Genomic DNA, 24,415 nt, shown 5'->3' on the forward strand with positions numbered 1-24,415 from the left:
CACAATGGGGGAGTGAACGACTCGATACCCGTCATCCGGGACGTGGACCAGGGCACCGCCAGACTCCTCCCCGACGTGGACCGGGACCGGGCCTGGCTGCTCACGGTCGACGGCGCGCCCCAGTCCTACGTCGACCTCGACGCGCCGGACCACATCGAGTTCGAGTACGCGCGACGGCTCGCCCATGTCGTCGACTGCGCGGCGGCCCCCGGCGCACCGCTGGACGTACTCCACCTCGGCGGCGGTGCGCTCACCCTGCCCCGCTACACCGCCGCGACCAGGCCGGGCTCCCGCCAGGACGTCGCCGAGGCCGATCTCGGGCTCCTCGAACTGGTCGCCGAACAGCTGCCGGTCCCCACCGGCAGCGGCATCACCGTGCACGGCACGGACGCCCGGGGCCTGCTGGAGCGGACCGCGCCCGGTTCCCTCGACCTCCTGGTCGCGGACGTCTTCGGCGGCTCGCGGGTGCCCGCCCACCTCACCTCCGTCGAGTACGCACGGGCCGCCCGCCGTTCGCTGCGGGACCACGGGATCTACGCGGCGAACCTCGCGGACGGCGCGCCCTTCGGCTTCCTCCGCTCCCAACTGGCCACCTTCGCGGCCGTCTTCGAGGAACTCGCGCTGATCGCCGAACCCGCGGTGCTGCGCGGCCGGCGCTTCGGCAACGTCGTGCTGGTCGCCTCCCCGAGCCCCATCGACACCGCTACGCTGACCCGCCGCTGCGCCGCCGACGCCTTCCCCGCCCGGGTCGAGTACGGTGACGCGCTGGACCGGCTGGCCGGTGGTGCCGAGCCGGTCGGCGACGCTGAGGCGGTCGCCTCACCCGAGCCGCCCGACGGAGCCTTCAGCATCGGCTGAGGCCGGTCCCCGGTCCTTCCCCGTCGCGGCCCCGGCGGTCTCGGGGGCCCGGGTCAGTCTCCGTACCTCCGGTACGAACAGCACGGCGCCGGTGACCAGCACGATCAGCGCCGCACAGCCCCACAGGGCCTCGCTCCGCCCGACCAGCGACTCCACCGGACCGGCGAGCGCGGTGGCCACCGGCATCATCGCCACCGAGCCGAACCAGTCGTACGCCGAGACGCGCGAGAGCTTCTCCTCCGGGATCTCCTGGTGCATGGCCGTCATCCACGACACCCCGAACACCTCGATGGCGACGCCGCTGACGAACATCACCACGCAGAGCCCGCCCAACGGCAACGGCACCGCCAGGCCCGCCGAGGGCAGCGCCAGCGGGAAGACGCAGAGCGTTCCGGCCAACAGCAGCCGCCGGGGCTTCCAGCGCGTCATCAGCAGCGCCCCGCCCAGGGTGCCGGCCCCGAACGCGGCGAGCGCGAAGCCCCAGGGGCGGGCGCCCCCGAGCTCGTCCCGGGCGACCAGCGGACCATACACCGACTCGGCGGCACCCACCGCGGCGACCACCACCGAGAACTGCGCCACGATGCTCCACAGCCAGGGGCGGCCGATGAACTCCTGCCAGCCGTCCCGCATATCGGCGAGCAGACCGCCGCCCGGCGCGCGCGGGGGAATGTGGCCGACGTCCAGGAACGCGCGCAGCCCACCCGCCACCGCGAACGCCCCGGCGTCGATGGCCAGTACCCAGCCCGGGTCCATCGCCGCGATCATGGCGCCGCCGAGCGCCGCCCCGCCGATCGTCGCGCCCTGCATGGCCATCCGGAACAGCGCGAAGGCGCGGCTCGCCTGTTCCCGGCTGACGCTGGACATCAGCATGCCCTCGGCCGCCGGGTTGAAGAACGCCTGCCCGGTGCCGCACAACGCGGTGAGCAGCATCATCTGCCACAGCTTCGGATCACCGGCCAGGACCAGCCAGGCGAACGCGGCCTGCGAGAGGCAGTTGAGGGCGTTCGCCGCGACCATCACCCGGTGGCGCGGCAGGCGGTCCGCGATCGCCCCGCCGATCAGCAGGAAGAGCACCAGGGGCGCGGTCCTGGCGGCGGCCACCAGACCGACGTCGCCGCCGTCACCGCCCGCGTTCAGAACGGCGAACGCCGCCGCGATCAGCGCGCCATGGGTACCCAGGCCCGTGATGATCGCGGCGGCGGTCAGCAGACGGTAGTTGCGGCCGGGGTGCGGCGGGCGGGAAGCGGTGGCGGCGGTGGTCACCAGGGGACTATCGCCGCCGCGCCCCCGCCGTGCCAACTGCTTTCCCGGGGGAGGGAACGGATCAGGAGGCCGGGGTGACGTCCACCAGCCGCACGGTGCTGAGGATCTTCTGGATCGTCGTGTCCGGGAGTTCGTCCTTGACGGAGTCGGCTCCGTACAGGACCCAGGAAGCGAACTCACCCTTCTTGTTCTTGAAGGTGAAGGCGATGGCCTTGCCGTCGCTGTCGCACTTCTCCTTCTTCGTGACGTTCGGAGCGGTGGCGGTGACGACCTGGCCGGTGAGACCCGACTTGGTGGTGTACTGCTTGGCGTCGGTGAACTTGATGGTGCTCTGCGGCATGTGCTGCGCGTAGGCGCCCCACACCCAGGTGCCGGCCTCGCTGTGCGCGTTCTTGGCGGCGTCGGTGGCGCCCTGGGCGCCCCTGGTGCCGGCACTCGCGAGGCTCATGTCCTCCTCGGTGCCGTCCTTGTCGCTGTCCTCCACGCACCACTTCTTCTGGAAGTAGGTCGGCGCGGAGAATCCGATGAGGGGCGAACCGTCCCCCTTCTTCTCGTCCTCGAAGTACGAGAACGTCCCGGGCGTCCCGACCTCCCAGTCCCCGGGCACGTCGAACTGCGTGCCCCACTTGGGATTGGTGACGACCTTCCACCCGGGGATGAGGGGCTTGGGATCCCCTCCGTCGCCGCGCGGGTTCGCCTCGCCGGAGGAGGATTCGGACGGCTTGACGGGCGCGGACGACTGCTTGCCGTCGGCGACGTCCTTGCCCTTGTCGTCCTTGTTCATCACGACGACACCGGTCACCACGGCGGCCACGACCACAGCGGTGGCCGCGACGATCGCGACGGCGGTGGTCTTCTTCTTGTTGTTGTCGCCGGGCTGCGGAGCACCGGGCGGTCCGGGCACCGCGTACTGCGGCACCGTCGGCTGCTGGTACGCATTCGGCTGCGCATAGCCGGGCTGCTGGCCCTGCTGCTGATACCCCGGCTGCTGTCCGGGCTGGCCCTGCTGCTGATATCCCGGCTGCTGATAGGGATTCGGCTGCTGGTACCCCGGCTGCTGATACGGGTTCTGATTCTGGTCCTGCGGGTTTTGCTCGCCCCCGGGCGGCTGCTGTCCTGGCCACATGGCGAGTAACGATAGAGGGGCGGTGGCCGGTCTGCTACGCCCGCCCCCGTGTGCGGACGGTGAAGGAAGTGACTGGGGAGGTCTGCCGGGAGTTCCGGGGATGGCCAAAAAGTCCTACCCGTGAGTAACATTTGGTCATGAGCGCTGAACAGATGACCGTCGGCGAGATGCTCGTCGCGACGGTTCCGATGGCCCGGACCCTCAACCTGGAGTTCCTGGAGACGACCGCCGAGCGTGCGGTGGTCCGCCTCCCGGACCAGGCCGAGTACCACAACCACATCGGCGGACCGCACGCCGGAGCGATGTTCACACTGGCGGAATCCGCGAGCGGAGCCATCGTCATCGCCGCCTTCGGCGACCAGATGTCGCGCGCCGTGCCGCTCGCGGTGAGGGCGGAGATCGGCTACAAGAAGCTGGCCAAGGGAGTTGTCACCGCGACGGCGACCCTGGGCCGCCCGGTGGCCGAGGTCATCGCCGAACTCGACGGGGGCAAGCGGCCGGAGTTCCCCGTGGCCATCGAGATCCGGCGCGCGGACGGCGCGGTGACCGGCGAGATGACCGTCGTCTGGACCCTGCGCCCCAACGCCTGATTCCGGCCGGTTCCCCGAAGAGCCGCCACGTGCCCGAACCAGAGGGCGTGTGGCGGCTTTTTGAGCTGTTCGGGCCGTCGGCGGGACAGGTAGGCTTCCCGCCGTGCGCCGAGGAGTTGCCCGGCGGGCAACAGGCATCAGCTACGGGAGGAACCGGCGTTGCACATCCAGGAATGGCTGGAGACCATCCCCGCGGTCAGCGTCTACGCCCTGGTGGCCGGGGTCATCGGGCTGGAGAGCCTCGGCATTCCGCTGCCCGGCGAGATCGTGCTGATCAGCGCGGCTCTCCTGTCAGCCGGACACGACGGAATCAACCCGTGGATCGTCGGCGCCTGCGCCTCGGCCGGGGCGATCATCGGTGACTCGATCGGATACGCCATCGGCCGCAAGGGCGGACGGCCGCTCCTGGCCCGGCTGGGCGGGAAGTTCCCCAAGCACTTCGGCAAGAACCAGATCGCGATGGCGGAGCGGTCGTTCGAGAAGTGGGGCATGTGGGCGGTGTTCTTCGGCCGCTTCGTGGCGCTGCTGAGGATCTTCGCGGGCCCGTTGGCGGGCGTACTGCACATGCCGTACTGGAAGTTCCTGATCGCCAATGTGCTCGGCGGCATCGTCTGGGCGGGCGGCACCACGGCCGTCATCTACTCGGTGGGAGTCGTCGCCGAGGCCTGGCTCAAGCGATTCTCGTACCTCGGCCTCGTCGCAGCGGTGCTGATCGGCATCGCCTCGATGCTGATCGTGAAGAACCGGGCCAAGAAGGCGGCGGCGTCGGCCGGCCCGGCGCCCGAGTCGGCGGCGGTCGCGGCCGCCGACTGACCGTACGGGAACGGCGCGGACCGGGCGGTGCGACCCCGCACCGCCCGCCGCGCTCTCAGCCCTCGTGGACCTGGCGGTGCGCCTTGGCCAGCTCCACATAGCCGACCGCGTTGAATTTGATGCCTTCGAGCTCCTCCTCGGTCAGCTGCCGCTTGACCTTGGCGGGAATCCCGGCGACCAGCGAACCCGGCGGCACCCGCATTCCCTGCGGGACCAGCGCCTGCGCCGCGATCAGCGAACCGGCCCCGATGTGCGCGCCGTTGAGGACGGTGGCGCCCATGCCGACCAGGACGTCGTCCTCGATGGTGCAGCCGTGGAGCACGGCGTTGTGCCCCACCGAGACGCGCTCGCCGACCGTGACGGCGAACCCGGGATCGACGTGGACGCTGCAGTTGTCCTGGATGTTGCTGTCGGTGCCGATGACGATCGGGCCGCAGTCGGCGCGCAGTACGGCGTGGTACCAGACACTGGAGCCCGCGGCCATGGTGATCTCGCCGATGACGACCGAGGTCGGTGCCGTGAAGGCATCCACGTCGATGTCCGGCTCCTTGCCGCCCATTCCCGTGATCAACGCCTGCTCTGCCATCGCCCGTTCCTCCGTGCTCAGGGGTGGTGCGGCCGTGGTCGTCCGGTCCCGGCGATTCGGCCGCGGCTGTTCCGTCGCGCCACAGGAACGGTAAGCGACGGCCGCCCGGCCGGGACCGGGTGGGGTGAACATCACAGGTCGCCGCGGTGATCCCTCCGGGCGCCGCCGACTACCGTGTGCGAGTGCCGAAGAACAGGAACACGTTCTCTTCCCTCGCCGCCTGGCGGCGACGCGCCCTGTCCCGGGCCGTCCACCGCGGCTGGCGTTGGGTGCAGGAGTCGGGCGCCGTCACCGCGGACCGCCCCGGTGCGCTGCGCTTCGGACGGATCGGCGAGGGCACCCGGCTGGCCTTTCCGCAGGGCACGGTCTTCGGGGAGCGGTGGATCGAGCTCGGCTCGCACTGCGTGATCGGTGAACAGGTCACGCTGACGGCCGGACTCATGCCCGACCTGGACCTCGGCCCCGATCCGATCCTGACCCTGGGCGACGGGGTGGTGCTCGGCCGCGGCAGCCATGTGGTCGCCGACACCACGGTGACCATCGGCCCGGACACGTACTGCGGGCCGTACGTCTACATCACATCGACCAACCACAGCTACGACGACCCGCACGAGCCGGTCGGCCGGCAGTGGCCCCGCATGGAACCGGTCGCCATCGGGCCGGGCTGCTGGATCGGCACCGGAGCGGTGATCCTCCCGGGGGCCACGCTCGGCCGCAACGCGGTGGTCGCCGCGGGCGCGGTGGTACGGGGCGAGGTGCCCGACCACGCGGTGGTGGCCGGCGCCCCCGCCCGTGTCGTACGCAGCTGGGATCCCGAGAAGGGCTGGCAGCCGCCGCTGCGGACCCCCGCTCCGGTGCCGATCCCGACGGGCGTCACGCCCGAGCAGCTGCTTGCCCTGTCGGAGCCGGGCGAGAACCCGGGACCGTCCGACGGCTGACGGGCCTCATCCCGTCGCGAGCAGCACCGTGCCCACCAGGGCGAGACCGGCCCCGGCGGCCTGCACCCCGCGCAGCTGCTCCTTCAGCACGCCGCGCGCGGCCAGGGCGGTGACCACCGGATAGAGCGAGGCGAGCACGGCGGCCACCGTGACCGGCCCGTGCTGTGCCGCGATCGAGTACGTGCCGTTGGCCGCGACATCCGCGAGCCCGACGAACGCCAGGGCGGGCAGCGCGGCGAGCACCACGGCGGCCCCGCCCTCCTCGGGCAGCGCCGGTGTCCCGCGCCGCACCGATGCGTACAGGGCCGCACCGCCCACCGCGACATTGGTGAGGCGCTGGACGAAGAGCGCCAGGAACAGCCCGGTCACCGTCGTGGACGCCTCGGCGATCAGCGACATCACCGACCCGAAGCCGAACGCCGCGACCAGGGTCAGCAGCACCGCCCGGCGCTGTACCGGAGCCCCGCGCAGCTGCGGACCGCCCGCCAGCACGACGCCCACCACGGCGATGCCGACCCCCGCGAACTGCGGCAGCCCCGGTCGCTCCCCGGCCAGGAGCCCGACGCTCACCGGCACGGCGACGCCCAGCGATCCGAGCGGGGAGACGACCCCCATCGGGCCGAGCGCCAGCGCCTGGTAGAAGCTCAGCATCGCGACCGGCCCGACGACACCCGCCGCGACCGCGAACCACAACTGAGGGCCCGCCTCGCTCCAGCCGCCGGTCGCGACCACGACGACGCCCAGCACCACGGCCGCGACGGCCTGCGAGACGACGACCACGGTGAGCGCGGGCACGCGCCGGGTGAGCAGTCCGCCGCCGAAGTCGGCCAGCCCCCAGAGCAGGCTGGTGGCCAGAGCGAACAGTGCTGTCATGGCATGCCTCGCAGTACAGTGCGGTGAACGGTGGGGTGCACCACACCGTAGTGCAGTATTTTTTACCCTGTCATCCAGAATATTGGACGGAATGTGTCTGACCTCGATCAGCTCACTCAGTCGCTCGCGCGCAACCTCAAGCGCTGGAGAGGGGAACGCGGCTTCACTCTGGACGCTCTCGCCGCCCGCGCCGGAGTCAGCCGCGGCATGATCATCCAGATCGAACAGGCCCGCACCAACCCGAGCGTCGGCACCACGGTCAAGCTCGCCGACGCGCTGGGCGTCAGCATCACCACCCTGCTCGACTACGAGCAGGGCTCGCCGGTCCGCCTGGTGCCCGAGAGCCAGGCGGTACGCATGTGGTCCACCGACGCGGGCAGCTCCACCACCCTGCTCGTCGGCACGGAGGCCAGGGGACCGCTCGAACTCTGGTCCTGGCGCCTGATGCCCGGTGACAGCAGCGCCTCCGATCCGCACCCCGAGGGCACCGTCGAACTGCTCCACGTCATCGCGGGCGAACTCACCCTCGTCGTCGACGGCACCTCGTACGTCCTACCGGCCGGTGGCTCCGCCTCGTTCGAGGCGCACCACCCGCACGCGTACCGCAACGACGGCCCCGAACCGGCCGAGGTGACCATGGCGGTCTCCATCCCGCCCGTACGGTGAGACGACCGGCCGAAGGCTCCGGGACCGCTGTTAGCGTGAGGCGCATGCGCGCTCCCATCGGCTCCTTCGAGAACGCCGCTCCGGCGGCCGGCCGCCTCGATCTGCTCACCGCTCCCGTCGCCGCGGCCGTGACCGCGGGCTGGGGCGGTTTCCCCGCCGAGCAGATCATCCATGTCGACACGGACCCGGCCATCGCCGACACGGCGGTCTTCGCCGAGCACCACGGAGCGGACCTGCTCGACCGGTCGGCCAACTGCGTCGTGGTGGCGGGCAAACGCGGCGGCGAGGTGACCCTCGCGGCCTGCCTCGTCCTGTCCAACTACCGCGTCGATGTGAACGGCGCGGTCCGCAGGCGACTCGGCGCCCGCAAGGCGTCCTTCGCCCCGATGGACACGGCGGTCGGCGAGACCGGCATGGAGTACGGCGGCATCACCCCCATCGGCCTGCCCGTGTCGTGGCCGCTACTGATCGACCCGGCCGTCGTCGACGAGGAGTGGGTACTGATCGGCAGCGGCACCCGCCGGGGCAAGCTCATCGTCCCGGGCAAGGCGCTGGCGGCGCTGCCGGGCGCGACGGTTGTCGAGGGACTCGGCATCAGGAGCTGAGCCCCCGCAGGAGGCCGGGTCCTCAGCCGGGCGAGTGGCACAGGGCCTGATCCGGTGCACCCGCCCGGTGGGCCGGCAGCCAGCCGGACGAGAAGTCGACGGCATCGTCGATACGGAAGAGCCGGCTCGTCGACGATCCCACCGGGCCCGTACGGACCGGCGCTCCCGTCTCCGACCGGGCGAAGTCCGCGCCCAGGGCCGCGAAGTCGCTGTCGTCGAGCGCGACGTCCTCGTACTCCCACCACTGGCGGCGCCCCCCGGCCGTCACCACGCAGCGGTAGCACCGGCGGGGCGGGGCGGGAACCCGGTACTCGCCGAGGTGGAACGCGGTGCAGGTGTCGAAACCGGTGCCCAGCAGGAGCACCTGGGCCCGCAGATCGTAGAGGCGGGCCAGGGGCGATTCCTCGCCGAGGTGGCAGTCGGGGCGGTGCCGCGCCAACAGCGTTCGGGCCAGCGGGCCGAGCCCGGCGAAGGACGTCTGCGGGTGGCAGCTGCGCGCCGCCCCTTCGGAGAGCCGTACGGCCTCCGCGAGACGGCCCATGGACGGCGCGGGCGTAGTCGCCGGGTCGAAGGGCGGCATGCCCGCCCGCACGGCTTCCCGGGCCCGGTCACCGAGCCCGCGCACCCGGTTCAGGTAGTGCGGAGAGGTGTCGGAGTTCTCCGGTGTGAAGGCGGGGACGACCAGCGTGCCGTACCCGAGGGCGTCCCGCAGCGCACCGACCATCGCACCGACACCACCGCTCACCGGGCCCACCGCGCTCATCGACGCGTGCACCAGAAGGACGCCGTTGCGCTCCACGCCCAACTCGGTGAGCTGCCCGGCCAGCCGGCTGCGGCTGTGAACGTCGGTCGGTGCGGTGGTAGTGGTCACAGCGCGCCATTCTCCCAGCCGCACGCCCGGTACGACACCACGCACACGCGCGCGACGGACCCGGGTGCGGTTCAGCGGTCCAGGGCGGGAATCTCGATGGCGGGGCACCGGAGGTGTATCTCCTGTGTAGCCTCGCGCCAGGGGAGGCACTACTCCGATAGGGGTGGCAACGGAACGCGGAGAAGACGCCGACGAACTTCTTGCCCTTGGCTTTGTGGGCCGGCCTCGTCCCCTACCGCGAGCGGTACATCGACGAGTTCGGCAATCCGATCGACAAATGAGGGTGGAAGGCTGAGCCGCTACTCGACGCTGCCGGGCACCCAGTGAGTTGCGGTACTGGAGTCGTGTCCGTCACCGAGTGGTATGCCATCCGCACATACTTCGCCTTCCGTACGGTGGCGGGTTCCGTGGGGCGGCACGGCGTACGAAGTGCGAGCAGGATCCTCACCGGAATTCTCCGCTGTCCGCACTGCAAGGTGGGCATGGTCTCCGGCGGAGAGTCGTACCGCTGCCGCATGCGTATGGAGGGTGGTCCCGCAGCGTGCTACGGGGCGCGCACGTCAGCCGCGCGGGTTGACTGGACGGTGGGGGAGATGTGGTTACTGACTTCAGCCCGTCAGGGTGAGGCTGGGTGGTCGAGGGCCAGGCCGGTGCCGGCTATGAAGCCGTCGAGGGTGTCTGGCCGTTATTGAAGGCGTTTGAGCCGGTTGCGTACGAGGACTTCAAGCCTGTCCAGGGTGACGACGGCGAGGTTTGCCAGGCTGCGTCTGACGTGCGCCCGCACCCCCTCGACCGGGTTCAGGTCGGGCGAGTAAGCGGGCAGCAGGAACACCGTCAGCCATTCCCGTGCGTCGATCAACTCTCGTATCGTGCGGGAGACATGGGTGTTGAGCCGGTCCCTCACCAGCACGATCGGTGCCTTGATGAGCTGGTGGGTGCCGTCGACCGGGGCGATGAAGTCGCGCTCGCTCATGCTGCGGCGCTTGCCCTTGCCCGAGGGGTGGGTGCGCAGGCGCTGGCAGAGCCGGGTGCGGGAGCCGGGCCGCATCGCAATCAGCCCGGCCACCGACAGGCGTCCCGAGCGCCGTCCGCTCACCGTCACGACCGGGGTGCGGCCGCGTCGGCCCCAGGTCCGGCCTCGCGGCGGTCTGCGGGTGAAGCCTGCCTCGTCCTCGAAGCAGACGTAGCCCCCGCAGGCCGCCCGCGCTCTTTTACCTCCGCCCAGGTCGCCTCCTTCCACACGGTGACGGCCTGCTCGCCGCGCTCGGCGACCCGCCGGGCGGGGACCTGCGGGGAGAACCCGAGCCGGTGCATCAGCCGGGTGGCACCCGAGACGCTGTAGGAGACATGGAACTTCCTGCCGATCAGCGTGGTCACCCGAGCGGCCGTCCACACACCTGGTCCTCCACCCAGCCGTGCGCGGCCGGCCCCTGCTGGAGATACACGGCCGGCTTCTCCAAGCAGCGCGGGGACAGGCGGCACCGCGACCCGCTCGGACCACGGGAGGCCAGAGCCTGAACACCGCCCTCCCGCCATCGTTGGTGCCACTGGTAGGCCGATTTCAGGCTCACCCGCAGCCGCCGCGCGGCCTCCGCGGCTTGATCCTCTGCTCGAACAGCTCGGCTGCCTGCATACGCACCGTCTCCCGGCGCCGACGTCCCGCGGCGGTCAGCCCGCCCCCATCCGCATACCTCACACACCACGGGATACAGCCACCACTCCAGGCCCTTCAGGAACTTCGCGCAGTTTCACCCCAACGAGCCGAGGTCAGTAGGATCCAAAGGCCCGCATCCGCGGCCCGTGAAGCGAACACCTTCACGACCGGTGGTGCGGGGCTATGGATTCGCTTGCGAGAGCCCATAAGACGGTCCGCGGTCGCGGGCTGTCCGTGACCAGTGGAGTTCGAACAACATGAGACCTGTACGTCCGCGCCCCTACGCGTGCATAGGAACCCTCCTCGCCGTCGGCCTCCTGGCCGGCTGCTCCTCGTCGGACGGGTCGGCCGAGCCGACGCGTTCGGAATCGTCGTCCGACCGGCCCGCGCCCGGGGACGAGAGCCCTAAGGCGTCGTCCCCGGCCTTCGCCACCCCGTCCGAGTGCGACGGCCTCCAGCTCAAGGGCGGTACGACCCTCGCCGGTTCGGCCCTGTCGAAGTGCCTGGTGGCCGCCCTGAAGGCGTACGGATCGGGGACGGAGGCCGTGCAGTCGGGGGACGAGTCGGGGACCTCGCGGTTCCTCTTCGGGGACGAGCCCGCGCTGGCCGGGTCGATGACGGGGCCGGAGGGGGAGAAGGCGTACGTCTTCAAGGGCGAGGACGAGTGGATCAAGACGCCGGGGCTCGGCAAGTGGGTCAAGGGGGACAAGAACAGCAGTGACCCGCAGGAGCAGATCGTGGCCGCCACGGGGAAGCTCTACCGCGCGCTCGCCGATCCGGAGATGACGGCCCAGATGATCGCGTCGGCGCCGGAGTGGACCGTCGAGCAGGAGCGGCCCGTGCTCTCCCTGGAGAACGGGGAGGACGTCACGGCGTGGCGGATCGTGAACAAGAATCCGTACACGTTCATGGGCGCGGCCGTGCGCGAGCACATCCTCTGGTTCGGGGACGACTTCACGCCCTACGGCGGGCAGGCCGAGTCCCGGACGGCCGGCGTGATGAGCACGACCACGCAGCACTTCTACGACCTGGGCAAGCCGGTGACGATCGAGGCGCCCGAGTAGACCTCTCGCGCTCCGCGTTCCGGGGCCGGCGGACGGCTCCGGGGCGCGGGGCGCGCACGGCCGGGTGCCTACAGCGGGACGATGACGAGGGCCGTGTCGTCGTCGGCGCCCGTCGGCGGCAGCAGATCCGCCAGCAGCGCGTCGGCGAGCACTTCGGCCCCGGCCCCGTGGTGGCGGGTGAGGGCGGCGGCGAGCCGGTCGAGCCCGGTGTCGATGTCCTCGTTCCGGCGATCGATCAGGCCGTCGGTGTACAGCACGAGGAACGCGCCCTCGGTGAAGGGCACCGCCGCCTGCGGCCAGGGCCCCGGGTCGCAGCGGGCGCCGAGCGGCGGATCGGTGGCCCGGTCCAGGAACTCCACGGTGCCGTCGCCCCGCAGCAGGGCCGGCGGCAGGTGACCGGCGACGCTGTACGTGATGTGGTGAGCGTCCCAGTCGACGACCGCGCTGGCCACCGTCGTGTTCTCGGCCCCCACGACGGAGTCGGCGTACAGCTCCAGGATCTCCAGAGCGCGGGCCGGGCCGCCGCCGCAGGAGCGGGAGGCGGCACTGAGCGCGCTGCGCAGCTGCCCCATGAGAGGGTGTCGGGCCGGTACTGCAGGCGTTTGAGCCGGTTGCGGACCAGGGTCTCCAGGCGGTCGAGGGCGACCACGGCGAGGTTGGCGAGACTGCGCCTGACGTGTGCCCAGACCCATTCCACGGGGTTGAGGTCGGGCGAGTAGGCGGGGAGCGAGAACACCGTCAGCCAGGCCCGCTCGGCGATCAACTCGCGCATGGCGTGGGAGACGTGGGTGATGAGACGGTCCCAGACCAGCACGATCGGTGCCTTGACGAGCTGGTGGACGCCGTCGATCAGTGCGATGCCATGTGCGGTCGGCGGGTGAAGCCTGCCTCGTCCTCGAAGCAGATGTAGCCCCCGCAGGCCGCCCGCGCTCTTTTACCTCCGCCCAGGTCGCCTCCTACCACGCGGTCACGGCCTGCTCGTCGCGCTCGGCCACACGCCGCGCGGGGACCTGCGGGCTGAAGCCGAGCCAGTGCATCAGCCTCGTGGCACCCGAGACGCTGTACGGGACGTGAAACTTCCGCCCGATCAGCATGGCCACCCTCGCCGCGGTCCACACCTGGTCCTCCACCCACCCGTGCGCGGCCGGGCCCTGCTCCAGGAACGCGGCGAGCTTCTCCAGGCACCACGGCGACAGACGGCACCGCGAACCACCCGGACCCCGTGAGACCAAGGCCTCGGATCCCCCCTCGCGCCAGAACCGGTGCCACAAGTAAGACGACTTGGGGCTCACCCGCAGACGCCGAGCCACCTCCGACGGTCTCACCCCCTGCTCGAACAGACCGGCCACTTGCATCCGTACCGCCTCCCGGCGCAGCCGTCCGGCTTCGGTCAGCCCGCCCCCATCTGGGTACCTCACACACCACCGGATACAACCATCACGGCAAGCCCATCAGGCAGACCAGCAAAGTTCACCCTGACGTGCCGAAGTCAGTAGAGACATCCGGAGGAACCTTGCGGTGCTCAGGTGAACCGCGCTGCTTCCGTAGCTCAGTGGTTAGAGCGTCCGCCTGTCGAGCGGAGGGGCGCCGGTTCGAGTCCGGTCGGGAGCGCTGGCGTTGTCCTGTGTGAGTCCCCGTTTGCGTCGGGACGGCGTCGAACGGGTGTAGCTCAGAGGTAGAGCAGCGGTCTCCGAGGCCGCCTACGGGGGTTCGATTCCCTCCACCTGTGCAGAGGGCCGCCCCGCGCTGGACCAGCTGGCGCGTGGCCTTAGAGCAGATCTGACCGGGCGTGAGGACATCAAGACTCCCCGACGCTGTTGCGACTGCCGGAACCCTGGCAGTCGCAACAGCAGACCGCTCACTCTCCACGAGCCACGTCGTCACCTATGTGGTGCCGAACAAGCTGACCCGCTGAACGAGGAGCTAGCGGATCCTGACACTTCCGCCAGGGGCTACTTCTCCGGAGCTGCCTGCGGGGATGTCTCCCACAGGACCTGCGCTGCATTCCGAATCCGCGTAGACCTCCAGATCCGTGTTGGTCTGGTTGTCGACCTGGGCGTCCGCTTCGTCTGTGGCGTAGCAGCCAGCAGCGGGGTTTTCGAATGCCTGTCCGTTGACGATCAGCACGCCTTCTGCTGCGTATGCCGACTGAGAAAGGCCAAGGGCGAGCATCCCGGCGGCGGCAAGACTGCCGACGGTGATCAGGGTACGGCGCATGTGGGGGGGTGCCTTCCTGTGCGTACGGGGTCACCATCTGTGACCCCTCGCCACCCATGATCGCCACGGGTGGCAGCGAGTGTCAGGAAGGTCACCCTGACGTGTGGGCCTGCGTGTCTGCTTGACGGACAGAGGCGGCGTGGCCTCGGTGCTTTCACCGTGGCGCGGCGTCGGGATTCGCCAGGGCCGTGAATGGTGCCCTGGCTGACCGTGGGTTGGCGGGGACGCCACGGCGACACCCGGGCCTCACGGTCCGGAAGGGCGTGGGACGGAAGTACCCGCAGGAGCCGCCTACCGCGCAACTGGCCCGCTATCAGGCGCCGCATCATCCGGCGTGACGGAGGTGTCTGCACGGCTCGGTACAGCACTGGGCGACGGTGTGAGCTGCCTGGTACCGACGTTGACCACGTACGGCCCGGTGACGACCACAGGGGCGAGAACTTGCAACTGCTGTGCACGTGGCATCATCAGCGCAAGTCATCCACGGAAGGTGGGACGGCAGCCGCGCAGACGCGCGTGAGTGTGCATCGTCCGCCTCGCATCCATCCGGCACTGGAGGACTGACCCATGAGCGGTGCCCATGTGGTGCTGGAGGAGGCCGACGGCACGGGCGAGGATGGACTCATGGTGACTCGCGTGAGCGTCAACGGTGTCGATGTTGGACGACTTGCGAAGGCTCCGAAGATCAGCGTCGGGACGAACGCTGACCACGATCACCCTGACGCTTGTGCCGGCTCGCTCGGAGGTACGCGGGGAGCTGGCCGACGGCGAGCGTCGAGCGCCTCGCGCCGGCTTCACGGCGAAGATCGACTAGCCCTGACCCCGGGGGGATCCCCTGCCGGCCACCTTGGAGACCGTAGGAGTGCTGGGTCTCGCGCCCTGTACGGGTCTGGGGCTTTGGAAATCGGACTTGCGGGAGCCGACCCGTCCCGGGAGGCCGTCAGGCGCCCGTACAGGGCTTCCTAGGGGCATCTGAGAGGCGCAGGAGGCGGAAAGCGTTACGCGCCGATTCCTGTTAGTCCGACGATTCCCGCAGGTCAAACATCTGAAAGTGTTACATGTCGCTGCTGCACTGGAGTCATGATGAGAGCCAACCGAGTGTGCGACTGGTGTGGAGGCGGCATGCCTCTTGCTGCCAGGTCGCACGCACGGACGTGCTCCACTCGCTGCCGTGTGGCGCTCCATCGCGCAGCGAAGAAGAACGCGCTCCCCACGGAGCTGACGACCCGCGACAGGTGGGTCCGACGGTCCGCGACGAAGGTCCCGCTCACGGTCGCCGGCATGGCGGCCTCATCGACGGACCCGCGGACGTGGAGCAGCTACAAGGACGCCGCCGCTTCGACGGTCGGCGCCGGTCTGGGCTTCGTCCTCTCGGACGTCGACGACATCGTCTGTCTCGACCTGGACCACTGCTTGAACCCGCTCACCGGGCGACTCGCCCCGTGGGCCGCAGCCATTCTCCGCGACGCGGGCGCCACCTGCGTAGAGGTGTCCCCGTCCGGCGATGGACTGCACATCTGGGGCCGCGCTGACGTCCGACACGGACGCCGCATCCGACGTCCCGACGGTACGGCCGTAGAGATCTACGGGACCGGCCGGCACATCCGCGATGACGGGGCGCCGACATGGCGACACCCCAGCAGTGCTCACAGACTTGACGCGGCTCATTGCTCGTCTTCTGTGGGTACCTCAGCCCCTGAATCGTCGAGCGCCTGGCGTGCGGCCTCGGTGAAGGCCTTCAGCGCTTTCTCGAAGGACCGGGCGGCCTGTGAGCGCTGTTCTATGGCCTGAGCCGCGTCTTCGGTCTCCAGGTACCGCCGCGCAGCACGTGAGACGCCTCCCAATTCGTATAGGCGCATGTTGCGGCGCAGCTCTTCAAGCGGGCCAAGCAACCCGGCGGGACCTTCCAGGCTGACGCGAGTCGCGAGGCTGTCGATCTCGTTGCATGAGGACTGTACGTCCTCGTCTCGCGCCCTGATCTGCTCCACAAGCGTTTGCGACGCCGTGATCAATGCTGTGTACGCGGCCTGTCTGGTGGCGCGACGCTCCCTTGCGTGCTCAAAGCTCTGCTGGCGCAGCGCCTGCCGTTCTTGAGATTGCAGCTGCTGGGAAGCGCTCCTGGAAGTCCACCAACCACCTGCCCACGCTGCCGCAGTGGCCCCAGCTGCTCCAACGCCACCGGCTACGACTGCCGCCAACCCTGCATCCATAGCGGAGATTGTGGCGCACATCTGAGGCAACCGGCCCAATCACCCCGAAGGGAGGCGGCATGGCCGGACGAGGTCCAGCCCCCAGAGACCCATCCAAGCGCCGTCGGCGCAACGCCTCCGAGCCGGAGACCGTGATCGTCCCTGACGACGAACTCCGCGGCCCTGAGCTGCCGGAGGGCGTGCTCGGCGTCAATCGGCGTCAACACGAACGTAGCCGCGCGGACGGGCCGGCAACCGTCGAAGGTCAGCCGGCTGGAGAACGCCAAGACTCCGCCGTCCGATGACGACGTCAAAGCCTGGTGCGCCGCGTGCCAGGCGCCGGAGCAAGCGCCGGATCTCATCGCAGCGTCCCGGATCGCAGAACAGATGAATGTCCAATGGCGACGCGTCCAGGAGACCGGGCTGCGGCAGCTTCAAGAGTCCCGCACGGCCGTTCACCGGCAGACCACGACGCAGCGTGTGTACTCGTCGTCAGTGGTTCCCGGACTTCTTCAGGCCGCGGAGTACGCTACGGCGCTGCTGACGTCCATCACGCAGTTTCACGGCACGCCGAACGATGTTGACGCGGCTGTGAAGGCGCGGCCGGCCCGGTCTCAGATCCTCCATGAAGCGGGGCGCACCTTCGCTCTCGTAATTGAGGAGTCGGTACTCCGCCACGTTGTCGGTGACGCTGCAACGATGGCGGGCCAGCTGGGGCACATCCTTGCCGCCATGGCCTACCCCGCGGTGTCAATCGGCGTCGTGCCGGCAGGTACACCGCGTCAGATGTGGACGGTCGAGACCTTCAGCGTCTTCGACGAGGACCGGGCCTATGTGGAGCTGCTGACGGCCGCAGTGAGCGTCACGGAGCCGCGAGAAGTGGCGCAGTACCTGAGCGCCTTCCGTGAGTACGCAGCTCTGGCCGTCCACGGGGCGCAGGCGCGGGCGCTCGTTACGTCGGCCATCGACGCATTGGGCGAGTCCGCGTAGAAATCTGTAGACCTCCGTGGAACCGACCAGCCTCCGCTACATGCCTTCGTCTCACCCCCAGACGACAAGGCGGAGGCGTGAGATGCAACGCACCGGGATGTCCGGCCCCGTGTTCCTGGCAACCAGCGTGCCGACGACCCCCAAACCCGCGAATGGCTGTGCGGTATGCCGTGCCTTATGGCAGCAGTACGTAGACGCCACTGACCGGCGACGGGCGGAGTTCAGCCGGTCCCGGGCAACGGATATCGCCGTTGAGATCAGCCGCCACCCGCACCCGAAGAAGGCGACCCGGTGAGCCCCCGCGCCGTGATCCGCGGCGTTATGCATCGCATCGTCCACCACACCGACTTGGGGATGACGTTCAAGGCCGCGTGCATGGCGTGCAGCTGGACCGCCCCGCCGTCCCCGGACAGTTGTGATCGCGCCGGCCAGCCGTGCGCGGGCCGTGGTGCCCCGTCCGGTCCTGTGGCCGTCGACGGTCCGGGAACCGGTGGGGCAACTGCAATTCGATTACAGAGGAAGAGAGTTCCATGTCACGGTCCGACGACGGCGAGGTTTTCACCGACGCTGCCAACGTGGGGAAATTGGAAGCAGCCTCGCAGAACGAGGGTTTACCCCAGTTCGTGCGGGACATGGCTGCGCACACACCCGAGGTGATCCAAGCGCGACTGAGCGGCGAGCACAAGCAGGAAGAGGGCTGACGTGTCAGCTTCCGAACCTCTGCCGCCCGTGCTCGCCGAGGCGCAAGCGCTCCTGAATCAGAAGGCCGCCGACTTCGTCTCGGCCGTAGCGGAGGAGCGGCACCAGGCTCTTCTTGACCGGCTCATGACCGGCTCATGACCGGCTCATGACCGGCGAGGCTCGGGAGGACACTCGCCCCTGTCAAGGTCCGTCGGAGTCGGTCGGGCGGATCCACATAGACCCGCACGCGGGGCGTCACCCCTGACGTGCGGTGGGCGGCGGGGGCCGGTCCTCCTCGTGAGGTCGACAGCCGGCTCCCGCTCGTCCATGAGCCCCGTCTCTCCAGGTGAGAGGCGGGGTTTCGTCTTGGCTCCGTCCGTGCGCTAGCCCAGGGAGTCAAGCTCTATCGCGGGGCACCGGTCCATGACCATGTCGAGCCCGGCCTCACGCGTGCGGGCGTACGCCTCCGGGTCGACCACTCCGAGCTGGAACCAGACGGCCCCCGCGCCCGCCGCGACCGCCTGGTCGGCCACCGCACCCGCCTGCTCGCTGTTGACGAAGACGTCCACCACATCGACCGGGAACGGGATGTCGGCCAGCGAGGCGTAGCCGTCCTCGCCGTGCACCCGCTCCGCCTTCGGATGCACCGGGACCACCCGCTTGCCGAAGCGCTGGAGCACCTCGGCGACGCCGTAGGCCGCGCGCGACCGGTTGTTCGACAGGCCCACCACGGCCCAGGTGTCGCCGCTGTCCAGGAGAATCCTGCGGATCGTCTCTTCGTCTGCGTACATGATCCGCACAACGGGCCGGGGCCCCGGACCATTCCCGTACGGGACATAGGGTGGCCGGATGCAGGAGCAGTACCGGACAGTCGCCCGAGCGGGCGTGCACGAGACCGAGATCAACCGGTCGCGCTTCATCTGCGCGCTCGCCCCCGCCGCCACCGAGCAGGAGGCACAGGACTTCGTCGCACGCATCCGCAGAGAACACCCGACCGCCAGCCACAACTGCTTCGCCTATGTGATCGGCGCCGACGCCTCCGTACAGAAGGCGAGCGACGACGGGGAACCCGGCGGCACCGCCGGCGTACCCATGCTCCAGATGCTGACGCGCCGTGAGATGCGCTACGTCGTCGCCGTCGTCACCCGCTACTACGGCGGGGTCAAGCTCGGCGCCGGCGGACTGATCAGGGCCTACGGGGGAGTGGTCGGCGAGGCCCTCGACGAGCTGGGCACCATCACCCGCCGGCGGTACCGCCTCGCCACGATCACCGTCGGCCACCAGCGCGCGGGCAAGCTGGAGAACGACCTGCGCGCCACCGGCCGCACCGTGCGCGAGGTGCGCTACGCGGAGGCCGTCATCATCGAGATCGGGCTGCCGGACGCCGACGTCGAGGCCTTCCGCGGCTGGCTGGCCGACGCGACCGCGGGCGAGGCCGGGCTGGAACTCGGCGGCGAGGCGTACGGGGACGCCTGACCCGAACCGGCGTCCGCGCCGCACCCTCCCCGCACCGGCCGGCACTCCGGGGCGATGGCCGGGACGGGGCCGACGGTGATGCGAGACTGTGGTGGGCGGGACGAGAGGGACTCAGCGGCCCCGGGGGCGGAGGAAGAGAACGATGCAGGTCGGAGCCGGCTCTTGAGAATTCTGCACACGTCGGACTGGCACCTGGGGCGCTCGTTCCACCGGGTCTCCCTGCTCGAAGCCCAGGCCGCCTACCTGGACCACCTGGTGGCCACCGTGCGCGAGCACGAGGTGGACGTGGTCCTCGTCGCGGGTGATGTGTACGACAGGGCCGTACCGCCACTGGCCGCCGTCGAGCTCTTCGACGACGCGCTGCACCGGCTCGCCGCCGCCGGAGTGCCCACCGTGATGATCTCCGGCAACCACGACTCGGCACGCAGGCTCGGCGTCGGCGCCGGACTGATCGGGCGGGCCGGCATCCACCTGCGGACCGACCCCGCGGGCTGCGCCACCCCCGTCGTCCTGCCGGACGCGCACGGCGACGTGGCGTTCTACGGGCTGCCCTACCTGGAACCGGCGCTGGTGAAGGACGTCCTCAAGGCGGAGCGCGCCGGGCACGAAGCGGTGCTGACCGCGGCCATGGAACGGGTACGTACGGATCTGGCGGAACGCCCCGACGGCACCCGCTCCGTCGTGCTCGCCCACGCCTTCGTCGCGGGCGGAGAGCCCAGCGACAGCGAGCGTGACATCACCGTCGGCGGGGTGGCCGCCGTGCCCGCGGGAGTGTTCGACGGCGTCGACTACGTGGCGCTCGGCCATCTGCACGGCTGCCAGACCGTCACCGAACGCGTCCGCTACTCGGGCTCGCCGCTCGCGTACTCCTTCTCCGAGGCCGACCACCGCAAGACCATGTGGCTGATCGACCTCGGCGGCTCCGGCACCATCACCGCCGAGCGCCTCGACTGCCCGGTGCCCCGCCCCCTCGCCAGACTCCGCGGCCGCCTCGACGACCTCATCGACGACCCCGCGCTGGAGCAGCACCGGGAGTCCTGGGCAGAGGCCACCCTCACCGACCCCGTGCGCCCGGCCGAGCCGATGGCCCGGCTCGTCGAGCGGTTCCCGCACACCCTCAGCCTGGTCTTCGAACCCGACCGGGCCCCCGACGACCCGCACGCCTCGTACGCCCGGCGCCTCAAGGGGCGCGACGACCAGCAGATCGCCGAGGACTTCGTGGCACATGTGCGGGGCGGCTTCGCGGCCGACGAACAGGAGCGAACGGTGCTGCGCGGCGCCTTCGACCACGTCCGGGTGGACGACGGTGTGCGCGAGGTGAACCGTTGAGACTCCACCGGCTCACCATCACCGCCTTCGGGCCGTTCGGCACCACCCAGACCGTCGACTTCGACGCGCTCTCGTCGGCCGGTCTCTTCCTGCTGCACGGGCCGACCGGCGCCGGGAAGACCTCCGTCCTCGACGCGGTCTGCTACGCCCTCTACGGCGCGGTGCCCGGCGCCCGCCAGAGCCCCGGCACCTCCCTGCGCAGCGACCACGCCCCGGCGGAACTCGCCACCGAGGTCGAACTGGAACTGACCGTGGGCGGCCGCCGCCTCGAAATCACCCGGAGCCCCGCACAGCCCCGTCCCAAGAAGAAGGGCAGCGGCTTCACCACCGAGAAGGCGCAGAGCCGGCTGCGGGAGTACGACCCCGACGACGGCTGGCGGCCGCTCAGCCGCTCGCACCAGGAGATCGGTGAGGAGATCACCCAGCTCATCGGGATGAGCCGGGAACAGTTCTGCCAGGTCGTGCTACTGCCGCAGGGCGACTTCGCGCGCTTCCTGCGCGCCGACGCCGAGGCACGCGGCAAACTCCTCGGCAGGCTCTTCGACACCCGCCGTTTCGCCGCCGTCGAGGAGCGCCTGGGCGAACTGCGCCGCAACGCCGAGACCAGGGTCAGGGCCGGGGACGAACGGGTCCTCGCGGTCGCCCAGCGGATCGCCCAGGCCGCCGGCCCCGCAGGCCGCGAGGCGCCGCTCCCCGACGTCCAGCCCGGCGAACCGGGCCTCGCCGAGGGCGTGCTGGAGTGGGCCGCCACGGCCCGCAGCGGCGCCCGCGAACGGCTCGACATCGCCGCCTGCGTCCTCGCGATGGCCGAAGGCCGGCAGTCGGCCGCCCGCCGGGCCCTCGACAGCGAACGCGAACTGGCCGCACTTCAGCAGCGCTACGAGGAGACGCGCCGCCGTGCCGCCGTGCTCGAAGAACGCCGCCCCGACCACGACCGCCACCACGAACGACTCGCACGGGCCCGCAAGGCGGACCTCGTCGCACCCGCTCTGGACCTGCGGGACGAGGCCGAGCGCGCCTACCGCGTGTCCTGTCAGGCCCGGGACCGGGCCCGCGCGGTGCTGCCAGGCTCTCTCGCCGACGCCGGCGCGGAACAGCTCGCGGAGCTGGAACGACGGCTCCGGCAGGAGCTCGGCGGGCTCGAAGCGGCGAAGCGGGCCGAGCTGCGCAGCGCGGCGATCGACACCGAGCGGGCCGGACTGGAACGCCAGGCCAGGGCCGACGACGAGCTGATCCGGGACGCGGAAGTCTGGCTGGCCGGCTGGGAGGCCACCCGCGACGGACTGCGGGCCCGTACCGAGGCGGCCCAGGAGGCCGCCACCCACGCAGAACAGCTGGCCGGCCGGCTGGAGCCCGCCCGTGCCCGGCTGGACGCGGCCCGCCGCCGCGACACGCTGGCCGAACGGGTGACGGCCGCGGCCGAGCGGCTGGCCGCCGCCCGCGAGCACGCCGCCGCGGCCCACGAGTCGTGGCTGGAGCTCCGCGAACGGCGACTGCGCGACATCGCGGCGGAGCTGGCGGCCGGGCTGGTGGACGGCGAGGAGTGCAAGGTGTGCGGTTCGGCCGACCACCCCAACCCCGCCCGCGCGGCCGACGGGCACGTCGACCGGGCCACCGAGGAGCGGGCGCTCGACGCCCACCGCCGGGCCGATCAGGCACGTACGCACGCGGACCGGGAGCTGGGCGTCGTACGCGAACAGCACGCCGCCGCCCGCGCGGCCGCGCAGTCGGCGGTGCCGCAGCCGAGGGACGGGGCCGATGCCACCGACCCGGCAGCCTCGGCACGGGTGACCGGGAGCGCCGCCGCCGGTTCGGCCCGACCGGCGGCACGGTCCGGGACCGGTTCGAACCCCGAGGGCCCGGTCGGCACCGGGCCCGACGCCGACCCCACCGTCGCCGAACTCGGCGCGCTCGTCGACCGGTTGACCGGCATGCATGCCGAGGCGTACCGCACCGCGACGGGCATGCACGCCGCACGCGAGGCCCTCGCACGCGCCGAGCGGGAACAGGCCGAACGCCTCGAAGTCCGGCAGCTCGCCGAACGCCGGGCCGCGGCCCGAACCTCCCTGCGCGAAGGGCTGGACCGCGAACAGGCCGCGCTGGAGGCCGAGTTGGCGACCGCCCGCGGCGAGCTGGCCAGTGTGGCCGAGCACGCCGCGCTGCTGGAGCGCCGGGTCGGGCTGCTCGCCGCGGCAGCCGGGGCCGTACGTGAGGAGGAGGCGGCCGCACAGCGCCGCAAGGAGGCCGACGACCGGCTCGCGGACGCCGCGTTCCGGGCCGGGTTCGACACCCCGCAGGCCGCGGCCGAGAACCTGCTCCCCGATGCCGGGCAGCGCGAGCTCCAGCGGCTCGTCGACGCCTGGCAGTCCGAGGCGGCGGCGGTGGCCGACCGCCTGGCCGAGACGGAGACCCGGGCCGCCGCCGAACGCCCGCCGGCCGCGGTGGACGCCGCGCGGACCGCGTACGACACGGCCGAACGGCTCCTGCGCGAAGCCTCCGCCGCGCTGGCAGCCGCACGCGAGCGCTGCGCCGAACTCGGCAGGCTTTCCCGCCGCGCCGCGGACGAGGTGCGCGGACTCGGCCCGCTGCGCGAGGAGTACGACCGGGTGGCGCGGCTCGCCGGACTCACCGCCGGCACCTCCGCGGACAACGAGCGCAAGATGCGGCTGGAGTCCTACGTGCTCGCCGCCCGGCTCGAACAGGTCGCCGCCGCGGCCACCGCCCGGCTCCAGCGCATGTCGTCCGGCCGCTACACACTCGTCCACTCCGACGCCCGCACCGGAGGCCGCAGATCGGGCCTCGGACTGCACGTCGTCGATGCCTGGACCGGCCGCGAGCGCGACACGGCCACACTCTCGGGCGGTGAGACGTTCTTCGCCTCGCTCGCCCTCGCGCTCGGCCTCGCCGATGTCGTCACCGACGAGGCGGGCGGGGTACGGCTGGACACCCTCTTCATCGACGAGGGCTTCGGCAGCCTGGACGACCAGACCCTCGACGAAGTGCTCGACGTGCTGGACTCGCTGCGCGAGCGGGACCGCAGCGTGGGCATCGTCAGCCATGTCGCCGATCTGCGCCGCCGCATTCCCGCACAGCTCGAAGTGGTGAAGGAACGGCACGGCTCGGAGGTGCGGCACCGCACCACCGGCGAGGTCAGCGGCTGATGGCGCGGCGGGGGAGCGGCGAGGAGTAGACGACGCTCGTGGTCACCGAACCGAGGGCGCCGATCCTGCCCGCGACCTCCTCCAGATGACTCATCGAGCGGGCGGTGACCTTCAGTACGAAACAGTCGTCACCGGTGACATGGTGGGCCTCCACGATCTCCGGAGTGGTGTCGAGCAGTTCGTGGAACGGCTTGTAATGGCCGTTCGGGTAGCGCAGCCGCACCAGGGCGAGAATCGGCAGCCCCAGCCGCTCCGGGTCGACCACCGCGGCGTAACCGCTGATCACCCCGGACTCCTCCATCCTGCGCACCCGCTCGGTCACGGCGCTCGGGGACATCGCCACCGCTCGCGCCAGCTCGGCGAACGACGCGCGCCCGTCGCGCTGCAGGACATCGAGGATGCGCCAGTCGGTGGCGTCCGGGGAATAGTCGGTCATGTACCGGAGACAACAGGGAAATCCCCGGC

24 protein-coding genes, 2 tRNA genes and 4 pseudogenes are annotated in these 24,415 nt (G+C 70.9%); 15 read left to right on the forward strand and 15 right to left on the reverse strand.

The genetic code is table 11. From position 1 onward, the window contains the following. The first annotated feature begins 12 nt into the window (after window positions 1-12). On the forward strand, window positions 13-858 hold the full coding sequence (locus tag ACFVH0_RS09700) for a spermidine synthase (protein ID WP_385819049.1): 846 nt from the start codon (window positions 13-15) through the stop codon (window positions 856-858). Here the strand turns inward: ACFVH0_RS09700 and ACFVH0_RS09705 are convergent. After that, window positions 820-2,121, reverse strand: coding sequence for an MFS transporter (locus ACFVH0_RS09705; protein WP_385819050.1), 1,302 nt, complete (start codon window positions 2,119-2,121; stop codon window positions 820-822). The genes ACFVH0_RS09700 and ACFVH0_RS09705 overlap by 39 nt on opposite strands. 61 nt (window positions 2,122-2,182) lie before the next feature. Continuing rightward, window positions 2,183-3,247 carry a hypothetical protein gene (locus ACFVH0_RS09710; RefSeq protein ID WP_385819051.1) on the reverse strand — a complete coding sequence of 355 codons (1,065 nt, stop codon included), beginning with the start codon at window positions 3,245-3,247 and terminating at the stop codon, window positions 2,183-2,185. A gap of 152 nt (window positions 3,248-3,399) precedes the next feature. Between ACFVH0_RS09710 and ACFVH0_RS09715 the strand changes: the two genes are divergently transcribed. Then, window positions 3,400-3,837, forward strand: coding sequence for a DUF4442 domain-containing protein (locus ACFVH0_RS09715; protein WP_385819198.1), 438 nt, complete (start codon window positions 3,400-3,402; stop codon window positions 3,835-3,837). A 159-nt stretch (window positions 3,838-3,996) separates the two neighbouring features. Further along, entirely contained in the window at window positions 3,997-4,650 is a 654-nt protein-coding gene (locus ACFVH0_RS09720) for a DedA family protein (RefSeq protein WP_385819052.1), read from the forward strand. A gap of 55 nt (window positions 4,651-4,705) precedes the next feature. Here ACFVH0_RS09720 and ACFVH0_RS09725 read toward each other — a convergent pair whose 3' ends face one another. Beyond that, the gene (locus ACFVH0_RS09725) at window positions 4,706-5,236 is read right to left on the reverse strand and encodes a gamma carbonic anhydrase family protein (RefSeq protein ID WP_385819053.1); all 531 of its coding nucleotides are present in this window, start codon (window positions 5,234-5,236) and stop codon (window positions 4,706-4,708) included. A gap of 182 nt (window positions 5,237-5,418) precedes the next feature. Here ACFVH0_RS09725 and ACFVH0_RS09730 point away from each other — a divergent pair, with 182 nt between their 5' ends. Continuing rightward, complete coding sequence (locus tag ACFVH0_RS09730; protein ID WP_385819054.1) at window positions 5,419-6,174, forward strand: acyltransferase; 756 nt, start codon at window positions 5,419-5,421, stop codon at window positions 6,172-6,174. Window positions 6,175-6,180: 6 nt separating this feature from the next. Here ACFVH0_RS09730 and ACFVH0_RS09735 read toward each other — a convergent pair whose 3' ends face one another. After that, entirely contained in the window at window positions 6,181-7,047 is an 867-nt protein-coding gene (locus tag ACFVH0_RS09735) for an EamA family transporter (protein ID WP_385819055.1), read from the reverse strand. Window positions 7,048-7,140: 93 nt separating this feature from the next. Between ACFVH0_RS09735 and ACFVH0_RS09740 the strand changes: the two genes are divergently transcribed. Together ACFVH0_RS09740 and ACFVH0_RS09745 are read left to right on the forward strand one after the other, a co-directional pair. Beyond that, window positions 7,141-7,713, forward strand: a complete 573-nt coding sequence (locus ACFVH0_RS09740) for a helix-turn-helix domain-containing protein (protein ID WP_385819056.1) — start codon at window positions 7,141-7,143, stop codon at window positions 7,711-7,713. A 44-nt stretch (window positions 7,714-7,757) separates the two neighbouring features. After that, on the forward strand, window positions 7,758-8,318 hold the full coding sequence (locus ACFVH0_RS09745) for a YbaK/EbsC family protein (RefSeq protein ID WP_385819057.1): 561 nt from the start codon (window positions 7,758-7,760) through the stop codon (window positions 8,316-8,318). A 22-nt stretch (window positions 8,319-8,340) separates the two neighbouring features. Here the strand turns inward: ACFVH0_RS09745 and ACFVH0_RS09750 are convergent, their stop codons facing one another. From ACFVH0_RS09750 to ACFVH0_RS09765, 4 genes and pseudogenes are all read right to left on the reverse strand, one after another. Then, on the reverse strand, window positions 8,341-9,189 hold the full coding sequence (locus ACFVH0_RS09750; RefSeq protein ID WP_385819058.1) for an aminoglycoside N(3)-acetyltransferase: 849 nt from the start codon (window positions 9,187-9,189) through the stop codon (window positions 8,341-8,343). Window positions 9,190-9,874: 685 nt separating this feature from the next. After that, window positions 9,875-10,429 (reverse strand): transposase, encoded by a 555-nt coding sequence (locus ACFVH0_RS09755; protein WP_385819059.1) that lies wholly within the window; start codon window positions 10,427-10,429, stop codon window positions 9,875-9,877. A gap of 47 nt (window positions 10,430-10,476) precedes the next feature. Further along, window positions 10,477-10,584 (reverse strand): annotated as a pseudogene (locus ACFVH0_RS09760) (winged helix-turn-helix domain-containing protein); the annotation flags it as partial. Further along, entirely contained in the window at window positions 10,563-10,892 is a 330-nt protein-coding gene (locus ACFVH0_RS09765; RefSeq protein ID WP_385819060.1) for a helix-turn-helix domain-containing protein, read from the reverse strand. The gene ACFVH0_RS09765 and the pseudogene ACFVH0_RS09760, both read right to left, overlap by 22 nt. Window positions 10,893-11,100: 208 nt before the next feature. On the opposite strand from ACFVH0_RS09765, the gene ACFVH0_RS09770 reads away from it, so the two are divergent. Then, window positions 11,101-11,907 carry a hypothetical protein gene (locus ACFVH0_RS09770; protein ID WP_385819061.1) on the forward strand — a complete coding sequence of 269 codons (807 nt, stop codon included), beginning with the start codon at window positions 11,101-11,103 and terminating at the stop codon, window positions 11,905-11,907. A gap of 68 nt (window positions 11,908-11,975) precedes the next feature. Here ACFVH0_RS09770 and ACFVH0_RS09775 read toward each other — a convergent pair. The 3 pseudogenes from ACFVH0_RS09775 to ACFVH0_RS09785 form a co-directional block, all read right to left on the reverse strand. Continuing rightward, window positions 11,976-12,482, reverse strand: a pseudogene (locus ACFVH0_RS09775) (PP2C family protein-serine/threonine phosphatase); the annotation flags it as partial. Next, window positions 12,482-12,826: pseudogene (locus ACFVH0_RS09780) on the reverse strand (transposase); the annotation flags it as partial. The pseudogenes ACFVH0_RS09780 and ACFVH0_RS09775, both read right to left, overlap by 1 nt. Continuing rightward, window positions 12,774-13,301, reverse strand: a pseudogene (locus ACFVH0_RS09785) (winged helix-turn-helix domain-containing protein); the annotation flags it as partial. The pseudogenes ACFVH0_RS09780 and ACFVH0_RS09785, both read right to left, overlap by 53 nt. A 144-nt stretch (window positions 13,302-13,445) precedes the next feature. Here ACFVH0_RS09785 and ACFVH0_RS09790 point away from each other — a divergent pair. Both ACFVH0_RS09790 and ACFVH0_RS09795 read left to right on the forward strand, forming a co-directional pair. Continuing rightward, window positions 13,446-13,518, forward strand: a tRNA-Asp gene (locus ACFVH0_RS09790). A gap of 47 nt (window positions 13,519-13,565) precedes the next feature. Continuing rightward, window positions 13,566-13,636 (forward strand) — tRNA-Arg (locus tag ACFVH0_RS09795). A 194-nt stretch (window positions 13,637-13,830) separates the two neighbouring features. Here the strand turns inward: ACFVH0_RS09795 and ACFVH0_RS09800 are convergent. Next, on the reverse strand, window positions 13,831-14,124 hold the full coding sequence (locus ACFVH0_RS09800) for a hypothetical protein (RefSeq protein WP_385819062.1): 294 nt from the start codon (window positions 14,122-14,124) through the stop codon (window positions 13,831-13,833). 1,664 nt (window positions 14,125-15,788) lie between these two features. Next, window positions 15,789-16,334, reverse strand: coding sequence for a hypothetical protein (locus ACFVH0_RS09805; RefSeq protein WP_385819063.1), 546 nt, complete (start codon window positions 16,332-16,334; stop codon window positions 15,789-15,791). Between the two features lie 192 nt (window positions 16,335-16,526). Between ACFVH0_RS09805 and ACFVH0_RS09810 the strand changes: the two genes are divergently transcribed. The 3 genes from ACFVH0_RS09810 to ACFVH0_RS09820 all read left to right on the forward strand — a co-directional run bounded on the left by ACFVH0_RS09810 (window position 16,527) and on the right by ACFVH0_RS09820 (window position 18,143). After that, window positions 16,527-17,303, forward strand: a complete 777-nt coding sequence (locus ACFVH0_RS09810; protein ID WP_385819199.1) for a DUF5753 domain-containing protein — start codon at window positions 16,527-16,529, stop codon at window positions 17,301-17,303. Window positions 17,304-17,833: 530 nt separating this feature from the next. After that, on the forward strand, window positions 17,834-18,004 hold the full coding sequence (locus tag ACFVH0_RS09815; protein WP_385819064.1) for a hypothetical protein: 171 nt from the start codon (window positions 17,834-17,836) through the stop codon (window positions 18,002-18,004). Between the two features lies 1 nt (window position 18,005). Next, window positions 18,006-18,143 carry a hypothetical protein gene (locus ACFVH0_RS09820; RefSeq protein ID WP_385819065.1) on the forward strand — a complete coding sequence of 46 codons (138 nt, stop codon included), beginning with the start codon at window positions 18,006-18,008 and terminating at the stop codon, window positions 18,141-18,143. A 224-nt stretch (window positions 18,144-18,367) separates the two neighbouring features. On the opposite strand, the gene ACFVH0_RS09825 is transcribed toward ACFVH0_RS09820, so the two are convergent. Next, a complete protein-coding gene (locus ACFVH0_RS09825) occupies window positions 18,368-18,775 on the reverse strand; it encodes a CoA-binding protein (RefSeq protein ID WP_385819066.1) in 408 nt (135 codons plus the stop codon). Between the two features lie 58 nt (window positions 18,776-18,833). Between ACFVH0_RS09825 and ACFVH0_RS09830 the strand changes: the two genes are divergently transcribed. The 3 genes from ACFVH0_RS09830 to ACFVH0_RS09840 all read left to right on the forward strand — a co-directional run bounded on the left by ACFVH0_RS09830 (window position 18,834) and on the right by ACFVH0_RS09840 (window position 23,950). Further along, entirely contained in the window at window positions 18,834-19,460 is a 627-nt protein-coding gene (locus ACFVH0_RS09830; RefSeq protein ID WP_385819067.1) for a YigZ family protein, read from the forward strand. 162 nt (window positions 19,461-19,622) lie between these two features. Beyond that, window positions 19,623-20,789 (forward strand): exonuclease SbcCD subunit D, encoded by a 1,167-nt coding sequence (locus tag ACFVH0_RS09835; protein ID WP_385819068.1) that lies wholly within the window; start codon window positions 19,623-19,625, stop codon window positions 20,787-20,789. Further along, window positions 20,786-23,950: an AAA family ATPase gene (locus ACFVH0_RS09840; RefSeq protein ID WP_385819069.1), complete on the forward strand. Its 3,165-nt coding sequence runs from the start codon at window positions 20,786-20,788 to the stop codon at window positions 23,948-23,950. Before ACFVH0_RS09835 ends, ACFVH0_RS09840 begins: the two co-directional genes overlap by 4 nt. Here ACFVH0_RS09840 and ACFVH0_RS09845 read toward each other — a convergent pair. Next, window positions 23,940-24,386 carry an Lrp/AsnC family transcriptional regulator gene (locus ACFVH0_RS09845; protein ID WP_385819070.1) on the reverse strand — a complete coding sequence of 149 codons (447 nt, stop codon included), beginning with the start codon at window positions 24,384-24,386 and terminating at the stop codon, window positions 23,940-23,942. The genes ACFVH0_RS09840 and ACFVH0_RS09845 overlap by 11 nt on opposite strands. Between the last annotated feature and the right edge of the window lie 29 nt (window positions 24,387-24,415).

The sequence above is a fragment of the Streptomyces sp. NPDC127117 genome, from assembly GCF_042677325.1.
Lineage (GTDB): Bacteria > Actinomycetota > Actinomycetes > Streptomycetales > Streptomycetaceae > Streptomyces.